16 protein-coding genes are annotated in these 17,657 nt (G+C 63.5%); 7 read left to right on the forward strand and 9 right to left on the reverse strand.

Annotated elements, in window-relative coordinates:
* Positions 1-84: 84 nt before the first annotated feature.
* The gene (locus tag X751_RS155390; protein WP_023744308.1) at positions 85-1,350 is read right to left on the reverse strand and encodes a hypothetical protein; all 1,266 of its coding nucleotides are present in this window, start codon (positions 1,348-1,350) and stop codon (positions 85-87) included.
* Positions 1,351-1,496: 146 nt separating this feature from the next.
* Here X751_RS155390 and X751_RS155385 point away from each other — a divergent pair, with 146 nt between their 5' ends.
* Complete coding sequence (locus X751_RS155385) at positions 1,497-2,543, forward strand: CapA family protein (RefSeq protein WP_023744309.1); 1,047 nt, start codon at positions 1,497-1,499, stop codon at positions 2,541-2,543.
* Between the two features lie 46 nt (positions 2,544-2,589).
* A complete protein-coding gene (locus X751_RS155380; protein WP_023744310.1) occupies positions 2,590-3,558 on the forward strand; it encodes a DUF3137 domain-containing protein in 969 nt (322 codons plus the stop codon).
* A gap of 115 nt (positions 3,559-3,673) precedes the next feature.
* On the opposite strand, the gene X751_RS155375 is transcribed toward X751_RS155380, so the two are convergent.
* A complete protein-coding gene (locus X751_RS155375; protein ID WP_023744311.1) occupies positions 3,674-4,168 on the reverse strand; it encodes a DUF2314 domain-containing protein in 495 nt (164 codons plus the stop codon).
* Between the two features lie 100 nt (positions 4,169-4,268).
* A complete protein-coding gene (locus X751_RS155370; protein ID WP_023744312.1) occupies positions 4,269-4,784 on the reverse strand; it encodes a hypothetical protein in 516 nt (171 codons plus the stop codon).
* 286 nt (positions 4,785-5,070) lie between these two features.
* On the opposite strand from X751_RS155370, the gene X751_RS155365 reads away from it, so the two are divergent.
* A complete protein-coding gene (locus tag X751_RS155365) occupies positions 5,071-5,703 on the forward strand; it encodes a hypothetical protein (protein WP_155923215.1) in 633 nt (210 codons plus the stop codon).
* Between the two features lie 1,013 nt (positions 5,704-6,716).
* On the forward strand, positions 6,717-7,655 hold the full coding sequence (locus X751_RS155360) for a diacylglycerol kinase family protein (protein WP_023744313.1): 939 nt from the start codon (positions 6,717-6,719) through the stop codon (positions 7,653-7,655).
* A gap of 92 nt (positions 7,656-7,747) precedes the next feature.
* Here the strand turns inward: X751_RS155360 and X751_RS155355 are convergent, their stop codons facing one another.
* Genes X751_RS155355 through X751_RS155345 form a run of 3 tightly spaced genes read right to left on the reverse strand, consistent with a single transcriptional unit; the run spans position 7,748 to position 11,489 of the window.
* Positions 7,748-8,665, reverse strand: coding sequence for an NAD(P)-dependent oxidoreductase (locus X751_RS155355; protein ID WP_023744314.1), 918 nt, complete (start codon positions 8,663-8,665; stop codon positions 7,748-7,750).
* Positions 8,662-9,876, reverse strand: coding sequence for a mandelate racemase/muconate lactonizing enzyme family protein (locus X751_RS155350; protein WP_023711165.1), 1,215 nt, complete (start codon positions 9,874-9,876; stop codon positions 8,662-8,664). Before X751_RS155350 ends, X751_RS155355 begins: the two co-directional genes overlap by 4 nt.
* Positions 9,873-11,489, reverse strand: a complete 1,617-nt coding sequence (locus X751_RS155345; protein WP_023744315.1) for a GMC family oxidoreductase N-terminal domain-containing protein — start codon at positions 11,487-11,489, stop codon at positions 9,873-9,875. Before X751_RS155345 ends, X751_RS155350 begins: the two co-directional genes overlap by 4 nt.
* Positions 11,490-11,713: 224 nt before the next feature.
* Between X751_RS155345 and X751_RS155340 the strand changes: the two genes are divergently transcribed.
* Positions 11,714-12,109, forward strand: a complete 396-nt coding sequence (locus X751_RS155340) for an acyl-CoA thioesterase (RefSeq protein ID WP_023671995.1) — start codon at positions 11,714-11,716, stop codon at positions 12,107-12,109.
* 500 nt (positions 12,110-12,609) lie between these two features.
* Here the strand turns inward: X751_RS155340 and X751_RS155330 are convergent, their stop codons facing one another.
* Positions 12,610-12,978, reverse strand: coding sequence for a helix-turn-helix domain-containing protein (locus X751_RS155330; protein WP_023683744.1), 369 nt, complete (start codon positions 12,976-12,978; stop codon positions 12,610-12,612).
* Between the two features lie 89 nt (positions 12,979-13,067).
* Between X751_RS155330 and X751_RS155325 the strand changes: the two genes are divergently transcribed.
* Complete coding sequence (locus X751_RS155325; protein WP_023671992.1) at positions 13,068-13,673, forward strand: NADPH-dependent FMN reductase; 606 nt, start codon at positions 13,068-13,070, stop codon at positions 13,671-13,673.
* Positions 13,674-13,838: 165 nt separating this feature from the next.
* Here the strand turns inward: X751_RS155325 and X751_RS155320 are convergent, their stop codons facing one another.
* Positions 13,839-15,134: a glucoamylase family protein gene (locus tag X751_RS155320; RefSeq protein WP_023705879.1), complete on the reverse strand. Its 1,296-nt coding sequence runs from the start codon at positions 15,132-15,134 to the stop codon at positions 13,839-13,841.
* 258 nt (positions 15,135-15,392) lie between these two features.
* Between X751_RS155320 and X751_RS155315 the strand changes: the two genes are divergently transcribed.
* Complete coding sequence (locus X751_RS155315; RefSeq protein ID WP_050587720.1) at positions 15,393-16,271, forward strand: DMT family transporter; 879 nt, start codon at positions 15,393-15,395, stop codon at positions 16,269-16,271.
* 28 nt (positions 16,272-16,299) lie between these two features.
* On the opposite strand, the gene X751_RS155310 is transcribed toward X751_RS155315, so the two are convergent.
* Entirely contained in the window at positions 16,300-17,610 is a 1,311-nt protein-coding gene (locus tag X751_RS155310; RefSeq protein ID WP_023744316.1) for a hemolysin family protein, read from the reverse strand.
* Between the last annotated feature and the right edge of the window lie 47 nt (positions 17,611-17,657).

Below are 17,657 nucleotides of genomic sequence, written 5' to 3' on the forward strand. Positions count from 1 at the left end.
TGCAGTGGCAAGGGACACTAAGCGGGTCGAAGCTCCTGACACAAGGGTGTCAGGAGCTGTGTCACGCAAAGCCGGGCCACCTGCTCAATTGAACCACAGCGCGAAGGTCAAAAACCCACCGCCACCGAACTGACGCTGGATCTGGTCGAACTCGCCGCTGGTCACGATCTCACCGCTCTCGAGGTAGGGCGCGATGGCCGGGCCGGTAATCGACAGCACGAGGTCGAAAGGCTTCGGTTCCTCGAAGAAACGCTTCATGTTGATGCCCTGGCCGGTGCTGGCCGTGATGCGGAAATGCGGCAGCAGCTTGCGGCCTTCCAAAAGGTCTTCGGCCATGGTCAGAGTGGCGAGCCAGGCCTCGACCTGCTCCTCGCCGACTTCGAGCCCGGTGAGCGGGTTCTCGCCCTTCTGCTGCGGTCCCGGCAGCCATTCGCGGTCATTGTCGGTCTCGGCGCGGATCGCCTTCCAGTCCTGGCGCGACAGCCGGATCATTTCGAGCAGATGGCGGCGCGCCGCTTGACGTCGCTCGGGCTCGACCACCGGCCAGTTGACGAGGTGAACCATGGAGATGAAATCCGCGATGCGCCATTCCGATGAGAAGATGCTGCTGCCCATGTCCCCGGCGGGAGGCACCAGAACGTCCTGCAGCGGCAGTTTGGCGTGCGGGAACAGCATGTGGAACGAGCCGTCGAACATGGTCCTGAAATCATGCGCCAGCCAGAAATCGGCCTGCGCCATCAGGAATTCGGCATAGCCCTGCAGCCAGAAACCGTCGGCCCGGTCGAAGCGGAATGTGAGCGAGGGAGCGGCGCCGTCCGACGAGATACCGCCGCGCGACAGCGAGGCCATGATCGCGGCCATGCTTTCATCCGGCGCGATGGCACCGTCTTCGTTGAGATCGATGCCGGCATGGGTGAGGTCGACGACCATGCCGATATCGGCATCGGCGGGTACCGAGCCCAGAGTGGCCGCGGATGTCTCCAGCCGGTCGCGGAAGGCGACCAGAATGGCGCGGAACTGCTCATAGGTCAGCGGTTCGGGATTGGGATTGTCCGGAATCGGCAGCCGCATCAGCGGCAGCATGAAGGATTGCGGGCTTTCGAACCCGTGGCGGTGCAGACCGCCGGCGAGGATTTCCAGCGCGGTGAAGAATTCGCCGGCGCCGGCGGCATAGGCTGACGCCGGATCGCCTTTCGCTGCAGACTCAAGCGTTGTGAGCGCACGGTTGCGCTCGGTCACCGTTTTGGCCTCGAACAAAGCGGTCGCTGCTTCGGGCGCGGCGGCGCGGGCCGAAGATAGCGGCATCAACAGGAGGAAGGCGGACGCCAGCAGGCCTGCAAAACGTGTCATCTCATCCCTCCACTATGCGATGCGCAGACATTACACGCATTTGGCGCCGTGTCTGCCGGCGGCAGTGTTTCAAGGACTGACGGTCGACACTCCCCGGGCAGACCGTCTACACAAGCTAACCGATTGGGCAAACGATTGGGCGTCGCGTGTCGAACTATCCGCTTTCCTACAAACTGTCATGGCTGCCGCGCTTCCTGAAGCCGTCGCTTGGCGGCGATGTCAGGGATTTTGCGCCGATCGCGGCGACGACACTCATCGATCCACCGCCAGGGCGGAAGGTGCGGCTGGCCTTTGTCGGCGATATTTCGGCGGTGGCCAACCATCGTGCGCCGGAGTGCGATCCGGCGATCGCAAAGCTCTTGGGCTCAGCCGATCTGGTGATCGGCAATTGCGAAAGTCCGGTCGTCGAGCGGCCGAGCGTGGCGTTTGGCACGCGGCTTGGCACTCACCATGCGATGAGCGAGCGGTTTCTTGCCGCGGCGCTTGCCGCCGTAGGCATCGCGCGCGAAAGGCTCGTGCTGTCGCTGGCCAACAACCATGTGCTCGACCAGGGCGTCGCCGGTTTCGACGAGACGGCTGCGGCGCTGAAGCGGCTTGGCATCCGCACCATCGGCACCGCGAAAGAAGGACCGGTCGAGCAGGTCAAGGCCGGGCCGCTGACGATCGGCTTTGCCGCCTTCACACTGTGGCGCAATGGCGACGCCGGGCCATTCACCGAGCTCGTCTCGATGCAGAGCGATCCGGCGGCATGGCCGAGAGGCGCGGCCGACAAGAACATCGATCTCACCTGTGCGGTGCCGCACTGGGACTGGGAGTTCCGGCATTTTCCGCAGCCGCAAACGCAAACGCTGGCGAGGTTGCTGGCCGGTCACGGCGTGGGGCTGATTGCCGGGCACCACGCCCATGTCGTGCAGCCGGTGCAATGGGTCGGCAAGACGCTCGTGGCTTACGGGCTTGGCGACTTCCTCGGCACGGCGCTGGCGCGGCAGCCCTGGCCCGGCCGCATCGCCGGCATTTTCGTCGTCGATGTCAGCGCCGATCTCGGCAAGCGCGGTGCGATCGCCGGCTACCGGATGCATCCCTTCATGCGGCTGCGCGCAGGCGGGCATGAGCGGCTGGTTCCGGTCGAGGCGCTGACTGGCCGGATGAAGGGCAAGGTCGAGGCCAGGCTGAAGGCGATCTTTGGCGACTGACAACTTTCCCGTTATCATAGGTATAATAGGACTTTGCGAGGGGGCGATGGAAGCAGCTGAGTTCATGCCTGATGAAGCGGTGGTCGCCGGCATCAGGAAGAATATCGAGATCTATGAGGCTGGACGGGCTTCGGCCTGCCGCCAGGTGCGCTGGCGGGTGCCGGTGTTTCTGGGGCTGCTGCTGGTTTTTGTCGTGCTGGTGGCCTGGCTGTTCAACAAGGTCGCCGACGTGAACGAGCAATGGTTCTCGACGCCGCATGTGTTCCTCTATGCCGGCGGTTTCTTCGCGGCGCTGCTGCTGTACTTCCTGGCGATCAGGCCGGCGACGCGGCTGCAGCAATCGTTCCGTGACACGCTGCTGCCGATCATCTTCGGCTTCATCAGGGATGTGCGCTATCAGCACAGCGTGACGCCAAATTCCTTCGACCGGCTGCCGCGCGCCGTGGTCGGCGCCTTCAACCGGCAGAGCTTCGACGACATCGTGTCAGGCCGCTACGAGGATTTTCCGTTCGAGCTCTACGAGGCGGAGTTGCGCCAAGGTTCGGGCAAGGGCTCGTCTACGGTCTTCAAGGGCGTCATCGTTGCGTTCGAGACGATCGCGCCGTTCCCCGGCATATTGGTCGCGACGCGCCGCAGCAACGCGGTGGTCGGTTTCTTCCGCGGCATCTTCGCCGGCAAGATGCAGGAACTGTCCAGCGGCGATCCGCTGCTCGACGGCGACTACGAATTTCGCACCGACAATGTCGCCGCCGCCCAGCCGTTGGTGAGCGGCCGGCTGGCGCAGGCGCTGAAATGGCTGCACGAGACATGGCGCGATGATCCGGCGCGGGTGGCGCTTAATGGCAGCGATGGTTTCCTGCTCTTGCCGCAGCCGAAGAATTTCTTCGAACTGCCCGCCATTTCCGTGCCGCTCGATTACACCAAGCACATCGCGCCGATGATCGCCGATATGGGCGCGATCCTGGCGACCGCGGCGCTGGTGCGCAAGACCGGCGCGACGGATGGCGAGGCCTAAAGCGCCGCGCGTCGAAACGAATTCATGCGACGCGCTTCAGGTCTTGTTTTCATGCATTCGTTGCCCCAAAACGGCGGTCCTGTTTGGGCGCATGCATTAGCCAGGCTGCCGCGCGTCAGCAGGCGAAGCCGTAGTTCTGGCGGTAATATTCGACGTCTTCTTGCGCCATCGTCTTGAACATCACGCAGACGGTGAAGCTCCCGACCTGGCGACCGTTTCTGGTGTAGCCCCAGTCGGAAATATCGTCCCGCTTGAATTCGAGTTCCTGGCCGGCCACGACATTGTGCACCGCTTGCGGTTCATTGGCCAATGTTCCTGCAAATCCGGTCGCGGTCTTGTGGAAGGGGATGATCCAGAAATGCTCCGAGGCGTCTCCGTCCCTGACCTCGACTTTCAACTTGTAGCTGGTTGTCCCGGCTGGCGGCGCATCCGACAAGGACAGGAATTCATCGAGGCTGGCGCGCGCCTGCGCAATGGCCGCCGCCATGTCCGGATCGTCCCTGGCGACGCCTACAACCTTGTCGCCGCCCTGGCCGGAATCCTGCGCACCGGCCGGAACCGGCCCCAACGCCAGCATCAGGGACAGCATGGTTCGAACTGCATGCTTCATGAAATGGCGCTCCTGCGTGTCGATGCCTGACACCATCATGCATTTATCTGGAGTTTTCAACGGCAGTGCGACAGCGTGGTATGGTCCGGCGGCAGCCCGCTCACAACCCGCTCGGCACCAGCCCTGCCAGCCAGTTCGCGGACCGCTTGGCCATGCCGACCGTTGTCGACGCGACGCGGCCGAGATCTGTCTTGACCACGGCGTAGCCGTTCCTGGTGCGGTAGAGCACGCCTGTTCCGCCATCGACCACTTGCTCGTAGGCGACGGGCCGTACCGCTGCTGCCTCCATGGCCGTCGTCGGGGAGCCGACGGGAACGCTCGGCCGATGGCTCAGTTCCGGCGGCAACGGGGTTTGGACATTCCGGCTGGCCGGCTTCAGTTCCGGGCGGGATGCGGCCGCCGCCAGTTGCGAAGAAGACGCCGACCCCTTGCTGCGGCAGATGCCAGAGACCAGCGGATAGTCGAAGTTCTTCTGGTGCAGCATCTGGCTTTTCATCGCCGCTTCGCAGTCGGCGATAGTCGCCCACTTCGCCGGCGTCTCGCCGATATATTCGCAAAGCTTGGCGTCGCAGTCACAGCCGACAATGGTCATGGCGACAAGGGCGGTCTTGAGCACGGTCTTGTCCTTCGGATTGCCCCCCGGCAGCCAGTCCTTCCATCGCGCGCGAACAAGGCGGGATTTTGGCCGCGATCACGCGATGAGCCGGGGGATGCGTTTTTCGGGTACGGCTCACTATAGGTGGATTTCTAGACACCCGGTAGCAGATAGGGCGGGGGCGTGATGCATTTGCAGGAAGAAGCCTGAATAAATCTTGTCGGCTATGGCCGCGACAACTGTTTCTTGGCCCGGTTTTCTACTACGATACTCACGGGGCGATACAACAATATAGGAGGGGTTTGTCATGGGAAGAATTGTCCGGTCCGCTGAGCCTGTGCCGAAAAGGGATTCAACGCTCGAGGGCATTCCAGGCGATGCTCCGCTCGGCGTCGACGATGACAAGCAAGAAGATCAAGGATCGAAAGGCGGCGACGGCTATCTCGACCGGGTTGCGAAGTACGTGCCTGCCGAAGTCGTGGCATTTTTCATCTTCGTCAACTCCATCCTGGTCAATGCCACTGAGCAGCCGGTTGCCAAGGCGTTGACCGATGCGGTGGCGGAAGAGACCAAAGGCAATCCGGGGGACATTCCGGGTAAGGTGCAGGCAGCCATCTATAAGATTGAAATGGCCGGTATCAGCGTCTGGACCATTTCATGGATCATGTTGATCGTCGCGCTGGCGATGACGCCGGTGTATCTGAAATCGGTCAGCGATTCAGCCGACAATGCGGAGGCTCCGGGAGCCAACATCGTCATGTCGATGCTCGCCTTCCCATTCTGGGCCTATGCCGTCAACGCGCTGGCCCTCAGGCCATGGCATGACGGTGCGCTGGCCAGCATCATGCTCGCCACCTTCACGCTCATCAGCGGCGCCATACGGCCGGAATATATAAACGCTGGCCTCAATTTGATCCCGGGCATCGGCCCGAAGAAGTAGCTTGGCCCGCCGGGCAGGCCGCGGTGCAGGGCGCGTCTTCAGTCGGAGAGGTGTTCCAGCCTGGCGCCTGCTTCGAACAGCGCCGACAGCACGATGTGCAGTCTTGCGCACGGCGACGATCAGCCGGTGCGACGGGTGGCCGGATCGATCGGAACCGGTTGGCTGAACGGCGTGCGGGAGCCTTTGGGCGGAGCGAAGTCCGCCGCCGAAACACGGTGAGCATGATCGCGTCGTTGCCACCGATCTCGACGAAGGACACGCCTCTGTCGATCAGGCGCGGGATCATGTCGGTGAATTGCTGACCGCGCCTGGTGATGAAGTGGTTCCGTCAGCGCCGAAATCGCGTTCCAGCAAAGTATCGGCTTCTTCACGCGTCGCTTCGCCGACCGGACCTTGGCCCAAAAGACAGTCGGCGCCGGGATTTCTCCCAGCGCCTCCCTGTCAGATCAGGACACGGTCGCGGCAGCAACTTCCGCAAAGTCGTCGCGCCATGCCGGCCTTGATTTTGACGGTCCTGCCAGTCACCGCCCGAGGGCAGTGCCCGTTCCAGACCACGCCGTTCTCCACCCTTGCGAGCTTCGTTCGGCGCGCCATCGAAGGTTTTCGCCGTCCTTCATGGCAGCATCGGTCCGCCGTTGGCGTTCGCACGCTTTCCGCGGCCCCGTAGGTCTCGGCATCCGTCCCTCGAACAAGCAAGCCTGCTCTCGCTTCGGGCCGTACGGGCCTCAGGAAATCCGCCTTTTCGCTTTGCCTTTCGGCGTGGCGATCGGTAGCCGCCTGAGATGGTTAAACTTACGCCGGGTAAGGGTTTTGGGGAATGGGCGTGAGCCTGTGGATAACGGGATTATCGGGGATCGTTTGCCACAAAGCTCGGAATTTCGACTCCAGCTGCATTAGACAGCCCGCCGGCTTTTTGGCGCCTGATCGGCTGTGCCCCTTGCTCCGCCGGCTGGCGCGGGCTTCAATGCAGGCAAAGCATCGAGCCTATCGGCTCGGTGCGGGGAGGGTGCGCATTGAAAGTCGGGGTGGTGCTCAATCCGATTGCCGGCGGCGGCCGGCTGAAACGGCATTGGCCGGAGGTCGCCGCATCGCTGAAAAAGCATTTCGGCGAATTCGAGCTGCGCGAGACGCAGGCCGAGGGCGACGCCGAAAGGCTGGCGCTCGACCTCGCGGCAAGCGGCTTCGGGCTGGTGATCGCGGCCGGCGGCGACGGCACCGCCAGCGAGGTGGCCGACGGATTGCTGCAGGCATTCGATGAGAGCGGCCGGACAACCGAACTTGCCTTGCTGCCTTGCGGCACCGGCATCGATTTCGCGCGCGGACTTGGCCTGCCGAAAGAGGTGGATGCGGCGTTGAAGCGGATCGCCGAAGCCAAGGCGCGCAAGGTCGATGCCGGGCGCATCTGCTACATCGACGACCATGGCGCGCTGGCCAGCCGGCACTTCATCAATATCGCCAGCCTCGGCCTGTCCGGCGCCACGGACCGTGCGGTCAATGCCGACAAGCGCAAGGGCAGGATGTCGGCCAAGGCGCTGTTTTTCTGGCGCACCGTGGTCGAGTTCATCCGCTACCGCTTCCAGGACGTCAGGATCACCGTCGACGATGGCACCCCGGTCGAGGCGCGCATGGCGCTGGTGGCGGTTGCCAACGGAAAGTTCTTCGGCGGCGGCATGATGATCGCCCCGGACGCCGAACTCGCCGACGGCCAGTTCGACATCGTCATCCTGCGCGCGGCCGGCAAGCTGAAGCTGATCTGGGATATTCGGCTGCTCTATGGCGGCCGGCACCGCAACCATCCGGCCATCACCATATTGCGTGGCCGGAAAGTGGTGGTCGAACCTAGCGGCGATGTCGAGAAGAACGGCGCGCTGGTCGACATAGATGGCGAGTCGCCGGGGCGTATACCCGCGACGTTTGAGATCCTGCCCGGAGCGCTGACGCTGAGATATTGAATCAAGGCGTTGAGGGATTGATTCAGGTGGTTTGAGCGGCGATTCCGGCGAACCGGCCAAGGGCCTGAAATCGCAGGACATATTTACCCGGCTTAGCTTTCCAGCTTGGCTGGGAAACCGGGCGCGCGCAGATCCATGTCGACGGCATCCTCGAGCAGTTTGATGATCTGGGTCGACCAGGCGCCGCCGCCATATTCCTGTTTGCCCATCAGGAAAATCTCACTCACAAGCGGCGCCAGTTGGAGTGGCAGTCTGAACTCCCTGCCCATCGCAAGCGCAAAGCCGAGGTCCTTCAGTGCCAGGTCCATGGTGAAGCCAATGTCGTAGGAGCCGTTGAGGATGAGCTGGCTTTCGGTCTCATGGACGAAGCTGTTGCCGGAGGAGGCGACGATGGCGTGGTAGGATTGCGCGAGGTCGAGGCCGCCTTGCTTGGCCAACATCAGCGCCTCGCCGGCGGCGACGAGATGGATGAAGGCCAGCATGTTGGTGATGACCTTGATCACCGCCGCCGAGCCGACCGGACCCATCAGGAACGACTTTGCGCACATCGCTTCGATGGCCGGACGATGGCGCTCGTAAAGCGCAGCATCGCCGCCGACAAGCGCGGTGATCTTTCCGACCGCGGCCAGATGCACGCCGCCGGTGACCGGGCACTCAAGCGTTTCGACGCCCTTGGCCGAGGCGAGGGCGGCGAGGCGCAGAATCTCGTCGCGGCCATTCGTCGACATCTCGATCCATGTGCCGCCCTTGGGCAATCCTTCCAGCAGTCCACCGGGACCAGCCAGCACCGCTTCACTGACCTCGGGCGAGGGCAGGCATGTGATGGCGTTGCCGGCTAGCGCTGCCGCTTCAGCCGGGCTGTTCGCTGCGATGGCGCCGAGCGCAACCAGGCGCTCGACGGCGGCGGGGTCGCGGTCGAAGACGATGACGACAAAACCGTTGCGCAACAGGCTGGCGGCGAGGTTGCCGCCGAGATGGCCAAGGCCGATGAAGGCGTAACGTTCGCTCACGGCATCAGCGGCATTTGCATCATCTGCAAATGCAGGTCCTTGCCGGTGTAGGGATGCGCCTCGCAGACCGCCTCGTTGAGCTCGACGCCGAGGCCGGGCTCCTTCGACGGAATGACATTGCCGTCCTGCCACTCGATCTTCTTCTTCAAGAGCGTGGCGTGGAAACCGTCCCACTGCTTCAGCGATTCCAGGATGAGGAAATTGGGCAGCGTCACCGCCAGCTGGATGTTGGCGGCGCCGACGATCGGCCCGCAATAGCAGTGCGGCGCGATCTGGATGTGGTATGCCTCGGCCATGGCGGCGATCTTCTTGGTTTCGAGAATGCCGCCGGAACGGCCAAGGTCCGGTTGCAGGATGGTGGCGGCGCGGTTCTCGATGATTCGGGCGAATTCGAACTTGGTCGTTAGCCGCTCGCCGGTGGCGATCGGGATCGACGTGCCTCGCGCCACCTGAGCCATCACTTCGGGCATGTCGGGCGGCACCGGCTCTTCGAACCACAAGGGATCGTAGGGCTCGATCGCGCGTGCCATCCGCAGCGCACCCGACGCGGTGAACTGGCCATGCGTGCCGAACAGAATATCGGCGCGGGTGCCGACGGCTTCGCGGATCGCCTTGACCATGCGGGTGGAGACATCGATGTCGATCAGGCGCGGCTGGTGGCCGTCGAAGGCGGTGTAAGGACCGGCCGGGTCAAGCTTGACGGCGTTGAACCCCTGCTCGACATATTCGAGCGCGCAGGCCGCCGCCAGTTCAGGGTCGTTATAGACGTTCCTGCCGTCCGGCGCGTCCTCCGAATGGACGCTGCCGGTGTGCGGGTAGAGATAGGTGTAGGAGCGCAGCGTCTCGTGCACCTGGCCGCCGAGCAGTTTGTAGACCGGCTTGTCGGCTTCCTTGCCGACAATGTCCCAGCAGGCCATTTCCAGCGCCGAGAAACAGCCCATGCCGGTAACGTCGGGGCGCTGGGTAAATCCTGAGGAATAGGCGCGGCGGAAGAAGGTCTCGATGTCATGCGGATCGTGGCCGATCAGGTAACGCTCGGCCATGTCCTCGACCAGCTTCGCTGTTATGTGAGCCGAGAAGGTGGCGTTGTAGGCCTCGCCGTAACCGACGACGCCGCCATCGGTGGTCAGCTTGACGAAGATGAAATACTTGCCGCCGATGCCGGGCGGCGGGTTGCCGACTACCCAGGTCTTGACGTCGGTGATCTTCATTTTTGGTCCTCCAGAACCAGTTCGGCGCCCTTCCATCCGGTCATGACCGAGGCGGCGTTGGTGTTGCCGGTGATGTTGGCGGGAAAGATCGAGGCGTCGATGACACGCAGACCTTCGAGCCCGTGCACTTTCAGGCGCGGGTCGACGACGGCGGCCCCGGCGTCCGGCCCCATGCGGCAGGTCGAGACCGGGTGATAGACGGTGCCTGAGCGCTTCCTGAAATCCTGGATCAGGTCGGCATCCGATTGGATCGATGGGCCTGGCAAAACCTCCTCAGTGATGATCTCGGCCATGGCGGGCATCGAGGCTATCTTGCGCACGAATTTCACCGCCGCCAGCATCTCGTCGACATCGGCGTTGGTGGAATAGGCGTTGGCGACGATCCTGGGATAGTCCAGCGGATTGCTGGAGCGGATCATGATCTCGCCGCGGCTGGACGGGCGGCAGTTGGAGAGGCCGATGGAAAAGCCCGGCCACGGATCTGGCGTCAGGATCGGCCGCTCGCCGCTCTTCGGAATGACGGTCGAGAAAGCCTGGAAATAAAGCTGCATGTTGGGGCGCGAAAACGCCGGGTCGGTTCGGAAGAAGCCGCCGCCATGGTTCATCGACAGCGACAGCGGGCCGGAGCGGGTGAGGATGTACTGCATGCCGACCAGCAGCTTGCCCCACCAGGGCCGCAGGATTTGGTTGAGCGTCGGCACGTTTCCCTTGAAGGTATAGTTGATGCCGACATGGTCCTGCAGATGCGCGCCGACATTTTCGTTGGCGTGGACGACCGGGATGCCAAGCCCCTTGAGCAGTGACGAGGGGCCGACGCCGGACAGTTGCAAGAGCTGCGGCGAGTTGATCGAGCCGGCGGACAGGATGACTTCGCGGCCGGCCCGCGCCGTCTTGGTCTCGCCGTTCTGCAGATATTCGATGCCGACGGCTCGCTTGCCCTCGAACAGGATCCTGCTCGCCAGCGCATTCGTCTCGACGCGGACGTTTTTGCGCTTCATCGCGGGGCGCAGGAAGGCGCGCACGGCCGACATGCGGCGGCCGTTTTTGGTGGAGATCTGGTAGGTGCCGACGCCTTCCTGGGCGGCACCGTTGAAGTCGGGGTTGAGCGGCAGCCCGGCTTGCTGGCCGGCGGCGAGGTAGCGCCTGGTCAGCGGATGGACGGCGTTCGTCGTGTCGGTGATATGCAGCGGCCCGCCGGTGCCGCGCCATCTATCGGCGCCGGCCTCATTGTCCTCAACCGCCTTGAAGCCCGGCAACAGATCGTCATAACCCCAACCGGGATTGCCGGCATCGCGCCAGTCATCAAAATCCTCGCGCGCGCCTCGGATCCAGACCATGGCGTTGATCGAGCTTGAGCCGCCAAGCAGCTTGCCGCGCGGCCAATGGTCGACATTGCCGGCAAGGCCGGGGTCCGGCTCGGGCTTGTAGTTCCAGTTGACCGCGGGGTCGAAGAAAGTCTTGCCGTAGCCAAGCGGCATCTGGACATAGAAGCGGCGGTCGCTGCCGCCGGCTTCCAGCACCAGCACGGAGTAACGGCCGGAAGCCGACAGCCTGTCGGCGAGAACCGAGCCGGCTGAGCCGGAGCCGACGATGATGAAGTCATAGGTCTGCATGATTGGTGTTGGCGGCTCCGCAAAACTGGCTGCAGCCTATCCGCGGCAGGCTTCCGAAGTCGCGGTGCCTTCCGGCATGCGTTGTGAAAAATGCGACCGTGAGACGCCTGGCCGGAAAAGCTGCCATGGAACCGACATTGCGCCGGGAGCCTCGCCCGTCGCGTTGACCTCTTGGGTCCATGACGCTAGGGGATCGAGGGCAATCGTTTCAGGGGATCCGGCAGATGGTGCATTACGCGGACGGACGGCCGATCGGCGATCTGACCTTGCGTACGCTCGCCATGCCGGCCGATGCAAATGCGGCCGGCGACATCTTTGGCGGTTGGGTGATGGCGCAGATGGATCTTGCCTGCGGCATCCGTGCGGCCGAGCGGGCCAAGGGTCGCGTGGTGACGGCGGCTGTCAAGGAAATGTCCTTCGCCAAGGCGATGAAGATCGGCGACACGCTGTGCATCTACACCCATGTCGAGCGCGTCGGCCGCACCTCCATGACGCTCAAGGTCGAGGCCTGGGCGCAACGCTACCTCTCCGACCTGATGGAGAAGGTCACCCACGCCGATTTCGTCATGGTGGCGCTGGATAGCGACGGCAAGCCGAAGCCGATTCCAACCGAAAGTTGACATCGTCGATTCTGCCAAGCTTGCGCTTATGTAACATCCCCCGCGCGGGCGATGCGCTGCGCGACATCCAATGGTTGCCTTCACATCCGATTCTGCGGGCGGCGGAGGGAAGACAATGCGTCAACACATGCTGAACGGCTGGCTCGTGGCGGCCCTCGTCGCGGTGATCTGCCTGCTTGGCACGACCGCTTATACCGAGATCAGGAAAGAGCTTCCAGGCGTTGCCTGCACGCACGACCGGACCGTTGGCAACGAGCGGACTGCCCAGCGGTCTGCAAGGGTAGAGACGTGCGGCGCAGTGTGTTGCAGCAACCCTGCGTCAAAGGCCTGAGGGCCCGTCAGCGGAAGACCTCGTCAGCCTCAAAATGATGATGCGCCAGCGAACGAAACGCTGCAGCTATGTCGCGATGGCGTGACCAACGATGCAAGGGCGGATCCAGTTAAACCCGGGTACGCGTCGTCGACGGCAAAATCCGTAAACTATTGCTGGACAACGGTTTTCAGGCGTGCACGCCATCGAATCTTTCACGCGCCGCCTGGACCCGCGAGGTGTTCTTCCGCGCCCATTCGCCGAGCGCGCCGACCGGCACCAGCAGCTCATGGCCGAGCTCCGTCAGCTCATAGTCGACGCGTGGCGGGATGGTCGGGAACACGGTTCGGGTGACGAAGCCGTCGCGCTCAAGACCGCGCAAGGTGGTGGTCAGCATCTTCTGCGAAATGCCGCCGACAGCGGCGCGCAACTCATTGAAACGCAGCGGTCCGCCGCCCAGCTTGCCGACGACCAGAACGGTCCATTTGTCGCCGACGCGCTGCAGGATTTCCGAGACGGCGCGGCAGTCTTCGGTGTTGTGCGGGTGCCTCAGTAACATAACGGTGCCTCCTTGCGCTGCCATTTGTCAGTATCTCATATAGCGCCGGTATCCAAACGATACCAGCTTTTGCATATATGGAGAGCCCCATGTCCAAGCCCAAAATCGCCATCGTCGTCGGTTCGACACGCGCCGCGCGTTTCGCCGATGTGCCCGCCCAGTGGATCGCCAAGATCGCGAAATCTCATGCCGACATCGACGTCGAGACCGTCGACCTGCGCGACTGGCCGCTGCCCTTCTTCGACGAGGTCGCCTCGTCCGCCTGGGCGCCGTCGCAGAACGAAGTTGCCCAGCGCTGGCAAAAGAAGGTCGCCGAATTCGACGGCTTCATCTTCACCGCCGCCGAATACAATCATGGCCCGACGGCCGTGCTGAAGAACGCCATCGATTACGCCGCCAATGAATGGAACAAGAAGCCGGCCGGTTTCGTCGGCTATGGCAGCGTCGGCGGCTCGCGCGCTGTCGAACATTTGCGTCTTGCCGCGGTCGAATTGCAGATGGCGCCGGTCAAATCCGCCGTTCACATTGCCTGGAGCGATTTCCTGGCGGTGCGCCAGGGCGAGAAGAAGCTCGAGGAGATCGAGCATCTGAACCAGGCTGCCACGGCGCTGGTCAACGACGTTGCCTGGTGGGCCCGCGTGCTCAAGGCAGCGCGTCAGGCCGACGCGATTGCCGGCGAAGCCCAGGCGGCCTGAGCCTTATCCTCCCAAGGATCGATGATTTTTCCAAAGGGCGGCGTTTGCGCCGCCCTTTTTCATTCGCGTGAAGAGGCGCTCTCGGCTCCCTTGGCCGGATGGTGGAGTCGGACCGGCAAACTCGCGCTGATGCCTTGACGATCCCGCGCGAAGGATCGCCGCCTGTCACAGCCAACCGCCGGAAAACCCGGCCCGGCGCAGTCCTGTGGTGATGGCCGGCACGCGGCGCATCAATCGCCACAGGAAGTCGGACCGGTAGTTCTCGATCATCAGGGCGATCGGCCCCTGGTTGATGCCGACATGGTCCGGCGATACCCAACCGCAGGCGCGGCCGTCGTCGGCAGCGATCGTCGGGTTGAAGCTCGCGGTGAAGCCGTAAGGGTTGCCGTCGCGCAGGTCCATCTCGTGGAAATGGCGCAGCGCCGGCAGCACGATTTCCGGCGCAAAAGGCAAGGAGGCGATTGCCGCCCATGGCGACAGCGTGCCGTCATCGGGGCCAAACGGTGCGCCGCGGGCGAGATAACCGAAGAAGCGGCGTCCATCGGCCCGCCGCGCGATCGGACCTGGGCCGTCGCTGGCGGTGACGCCCCAGCAATTCTCGCCATAGCCCGCGAACCCCCTCGGATTGCGGATTGCGTAATCGCGCTGCAGATACGTCGCCTGGCGGCTGTTTTCGAAATAGTCCCGGTCGTGATCGCGCATGAAGGCATCGCCGATGTCGCGAAAATCGATCCAGATATGCGAGAACTGGTGGATGAAAAGCGGGCCGGCATAGACCATCTCGCGGCCGTAGATGGTCTTCCATTTGTAAGTGGACAGCCAGGCCGCGTAGCTCTCGGGCGGCAGCGAGTGGGTCGGCGAACCGAGACCCAGGACGTACAGGATCAGCGCCTCGTCAAATCCTTCCCAGCGGTAGCGGAGAAAGCCTTTTCCAGGCCGCCAGCCATGGGTGACGGTGGCGCCGCCGTTCTGCGCCCAGCGCCAGTCGGCACGGCGGTAGAGCGCATCGGCAAGCTGGCGGATTTCCAGTTCGAGCTCATCGTCCTCGTCGAAATAAGCGCCGGCGGCCAGAACACCGGCAAGCAAAAGGGCGGTATCGATCGTGGACAGTTCGCAATTCCAGACGCGGCGGCCGGTCTTCATGTCGAGGAAATGATAGTAGAAACCCCTGTAGCCGGTGGCATCGGGCTCCGGCCCGTGCGGGGCGTTCCAGAAGAAGCGAAGCGTCGCGAGCGTCCGCTCGATTGCGGCATCGCGCGTCATGAAACCGCGCTCGACACCGACGGGATAGGACGACAAAGCGAGCCCGACGGCGGCTATGCTGGCAGGCGACGCCTGCGTGTTGCGGTCGGCGACCAGGCCGTTGGCAGGGTTGGCCTCGTTGAGAAAATACTCGAAGGACAGGCGCTGGATATCTTGGAGAAGCTCGTCGTTTAGCGCGTGTTCGTTCGATGCATCCATGACAATCGATATAGAGGCTTTGCCTGCTTTTGCCATTCTTCCAGCGGATCAATCATGGGTGAGGGCAGGCTGGGGCCGATAGCGAAAGGCGCTGCCGACGCACCGAATTCAAATCGAGGGGCTGCGAAGATCGGTTGGACCGCCATATGCACGGCCCTGCCATCTGGCCTGGCCGTCCTCCCCTGATATATCCGGCTGCGATCCATCACATGAGCATGCCCCGTGAAGTTACCCAGCCCGTCAGGCGTCGTTTCCCCCATGACCCCGGTGCTGGTCTGTGCACTTGCGATCTTCCTTCTGTCCGCCATGGATGCGGCAATGAAGATCCTGGTCATCGCCGTCGGTGTCTACAACACGGTGCTGTGGCGAAGCATGCTTGCGAGCGTGGTCGCGGGCACGGCCTGGGCGGCGGGGCCGCGTTCCCTTCCCACGCCTTCCGTGCTGCGGCTACACGCGCTGCGCGCCGTGGTCGTGGGCATCGTTCTGCTGTCGTTCTTCTGGGGCCTTGCCAGATTGCCGCTAGCGGATGGGATCGGGCTTAGTTTCGTCGCGCCGCTGTTCGCTCTCCTGCTGGCGGCGCTGCTTTTGGGCGAACGCATACAGCGCCAGGCGATCTGGGCGTCGCTGGCGGGCATCGCCGGCGTCGTCATCATCATGGCCGGACAGTTCGGGCAAGGGAACTATACCGGGGATGCCCTGCTTGGCACGGTGGCGGTGCTCGCATCGACGGTGTTCTACGCCTACAATCTGATCCTCTCGCGGCGGCAGGCGCTGGTGGCCAAACCAGTCGAGATCATGCTGTTCCAGAACCTGTGCGTTGTCGCCGTCCTTCTCCCCGCCGCTCCCTGGCTCGCGGTTGCCCTGCCGGGCAATCTCTGGCTTCCACTGGCCGGAGTGACGGCGCTGTCGCTCTCCGGCCAGTTCCTGATGAGCTGGTCCTACGCGCGGGCCGAAGCGCAATATCTAATCCCAACGGAGTATTCTGCCTTCATCTGGGCGATCGTGTTTGGCTGGCTGTTCTTCGACGAGGCGGCGACCTGGACCACGCTGGCTGGAGCGGCCCTGATCGTGGCCAGTTGCCTGATCGCCTCGCGCTCCAATCCGAAGCTTGCCGAACCGATCGAAGCCGCGGTCTGAGGGCGCTATTCGCTTTGACGGCAGAGTGTCAACGCACCACTTCGCGATGGCCGCTGGGCAGCCGGGTGGCGATCAGCTTGTCGATACGGCGGCCATCGAGGTCGACGACCTCGAAACGCCAGCCTTGCGCGTCGACGCATTCGCCGGTCGCCGGCAGATGGTGCATGTGCGACAGCACATAACCGGCGACGGTCTCGTAGTCGCGGTTTTCCGGCAGGTCGATACCGAGAACGTCAGCCATCTCGTCGGCTTGCATGTATCCCGCGAGCAGCCATGAGCCGTCCTCGCGCTTGACGGCGTTTTCCTCGTCGCCGGCATCAAGGTCGGCGCGGAAGACGCCGGTGATGGCCTCGAGAATGTCGGCAGGCGTGACGATCCCTTCGAAATGGCCGTATTCGTCATGCACCAGCGCCATCGGCACGTCGGATTCCTTCAGCTTCTGCAGCACATCCAGCGCGTCGGCCTGGTCGTAGACGATGGGGGCGGCGCGCACATGCTTGCGCGGATCGAGTGCGCGGCCGGCGAGCAGGGCGGCCAGCACGTCGCGCGTCTGAACAACGCCAACCATGACGTCGACGCCGCCATCGCCGGCCGGCAGGCGCGAATGCTGGGTCTCCATCAAGAGCTTGCGGATGGCACCCTCATCGGACTGCAAATTGATCCAGTCGACCTCGGTGCGCGGCGTCATCACGGCGCGCACGGCGCGATCGCCGAGCCGCATGACGCCGGCGATCATGCGCCGCTCGTCGGATTCGATGGTGCCGTGGTGCTCGGCCTCGGCGACCAGCATCTTGATCTCTTCGTCGGTGACTTTCTCCTCGCTCTCGCCGCGCTGGCCAAGCAGCCACAATATGGCGCGGCCGGAAACGTCGAGCAGGAACACCAGCGGCGCCGAGACGGTGGCTAGGATGGTCATCGCAGGCGCCGCGCGGGCCGCAACACGCTCGGGATCGCGCAGCGCGATCTGCTTGGGCACCAGCTCGCCGACGATCAGCGAGAAATAGGTAATGATCGCAACGACAATGCCGACGCCGAGCGGGTCGGCGATGTTTTCGCGCATGCCGGTCGTGGCCAGGTACACCGAAAGCCTGTCGCCCAGCGTGGCGCCGGAGAAGGCGCCCGACAGCACGCCGACCAGAGTGATGCCGATCTGCACCGACGACAGGAATTTGCCGGGATTGGAGCCGAGCGTCAGCGCACGCCCGGCGCCATTGACGCCGCGGTCGATCATCGCCTTGAGCCGCGCCGGGCGCGACGACACGATGGCGAGCTCGGACATCGACAGAAGGCCGTTCACACAGATGAGGACGACCACGGTGGCGATTTCGACGTATAGCATCAGGGCTCAATAGCATTGCGGCGGGCCGCAGGAAAATAGTCCGCGAT

The organism is Mesorhizobium sp. LNJC394B00 (genome assembly GCF_000502555.1).
Taxonomy (GTDB): domain Bacteria; phylum Pseudomonadota; class Alphaproteobacteria; order Rhizobiales; family Rhizobiaceae; genus Mesorhizobium.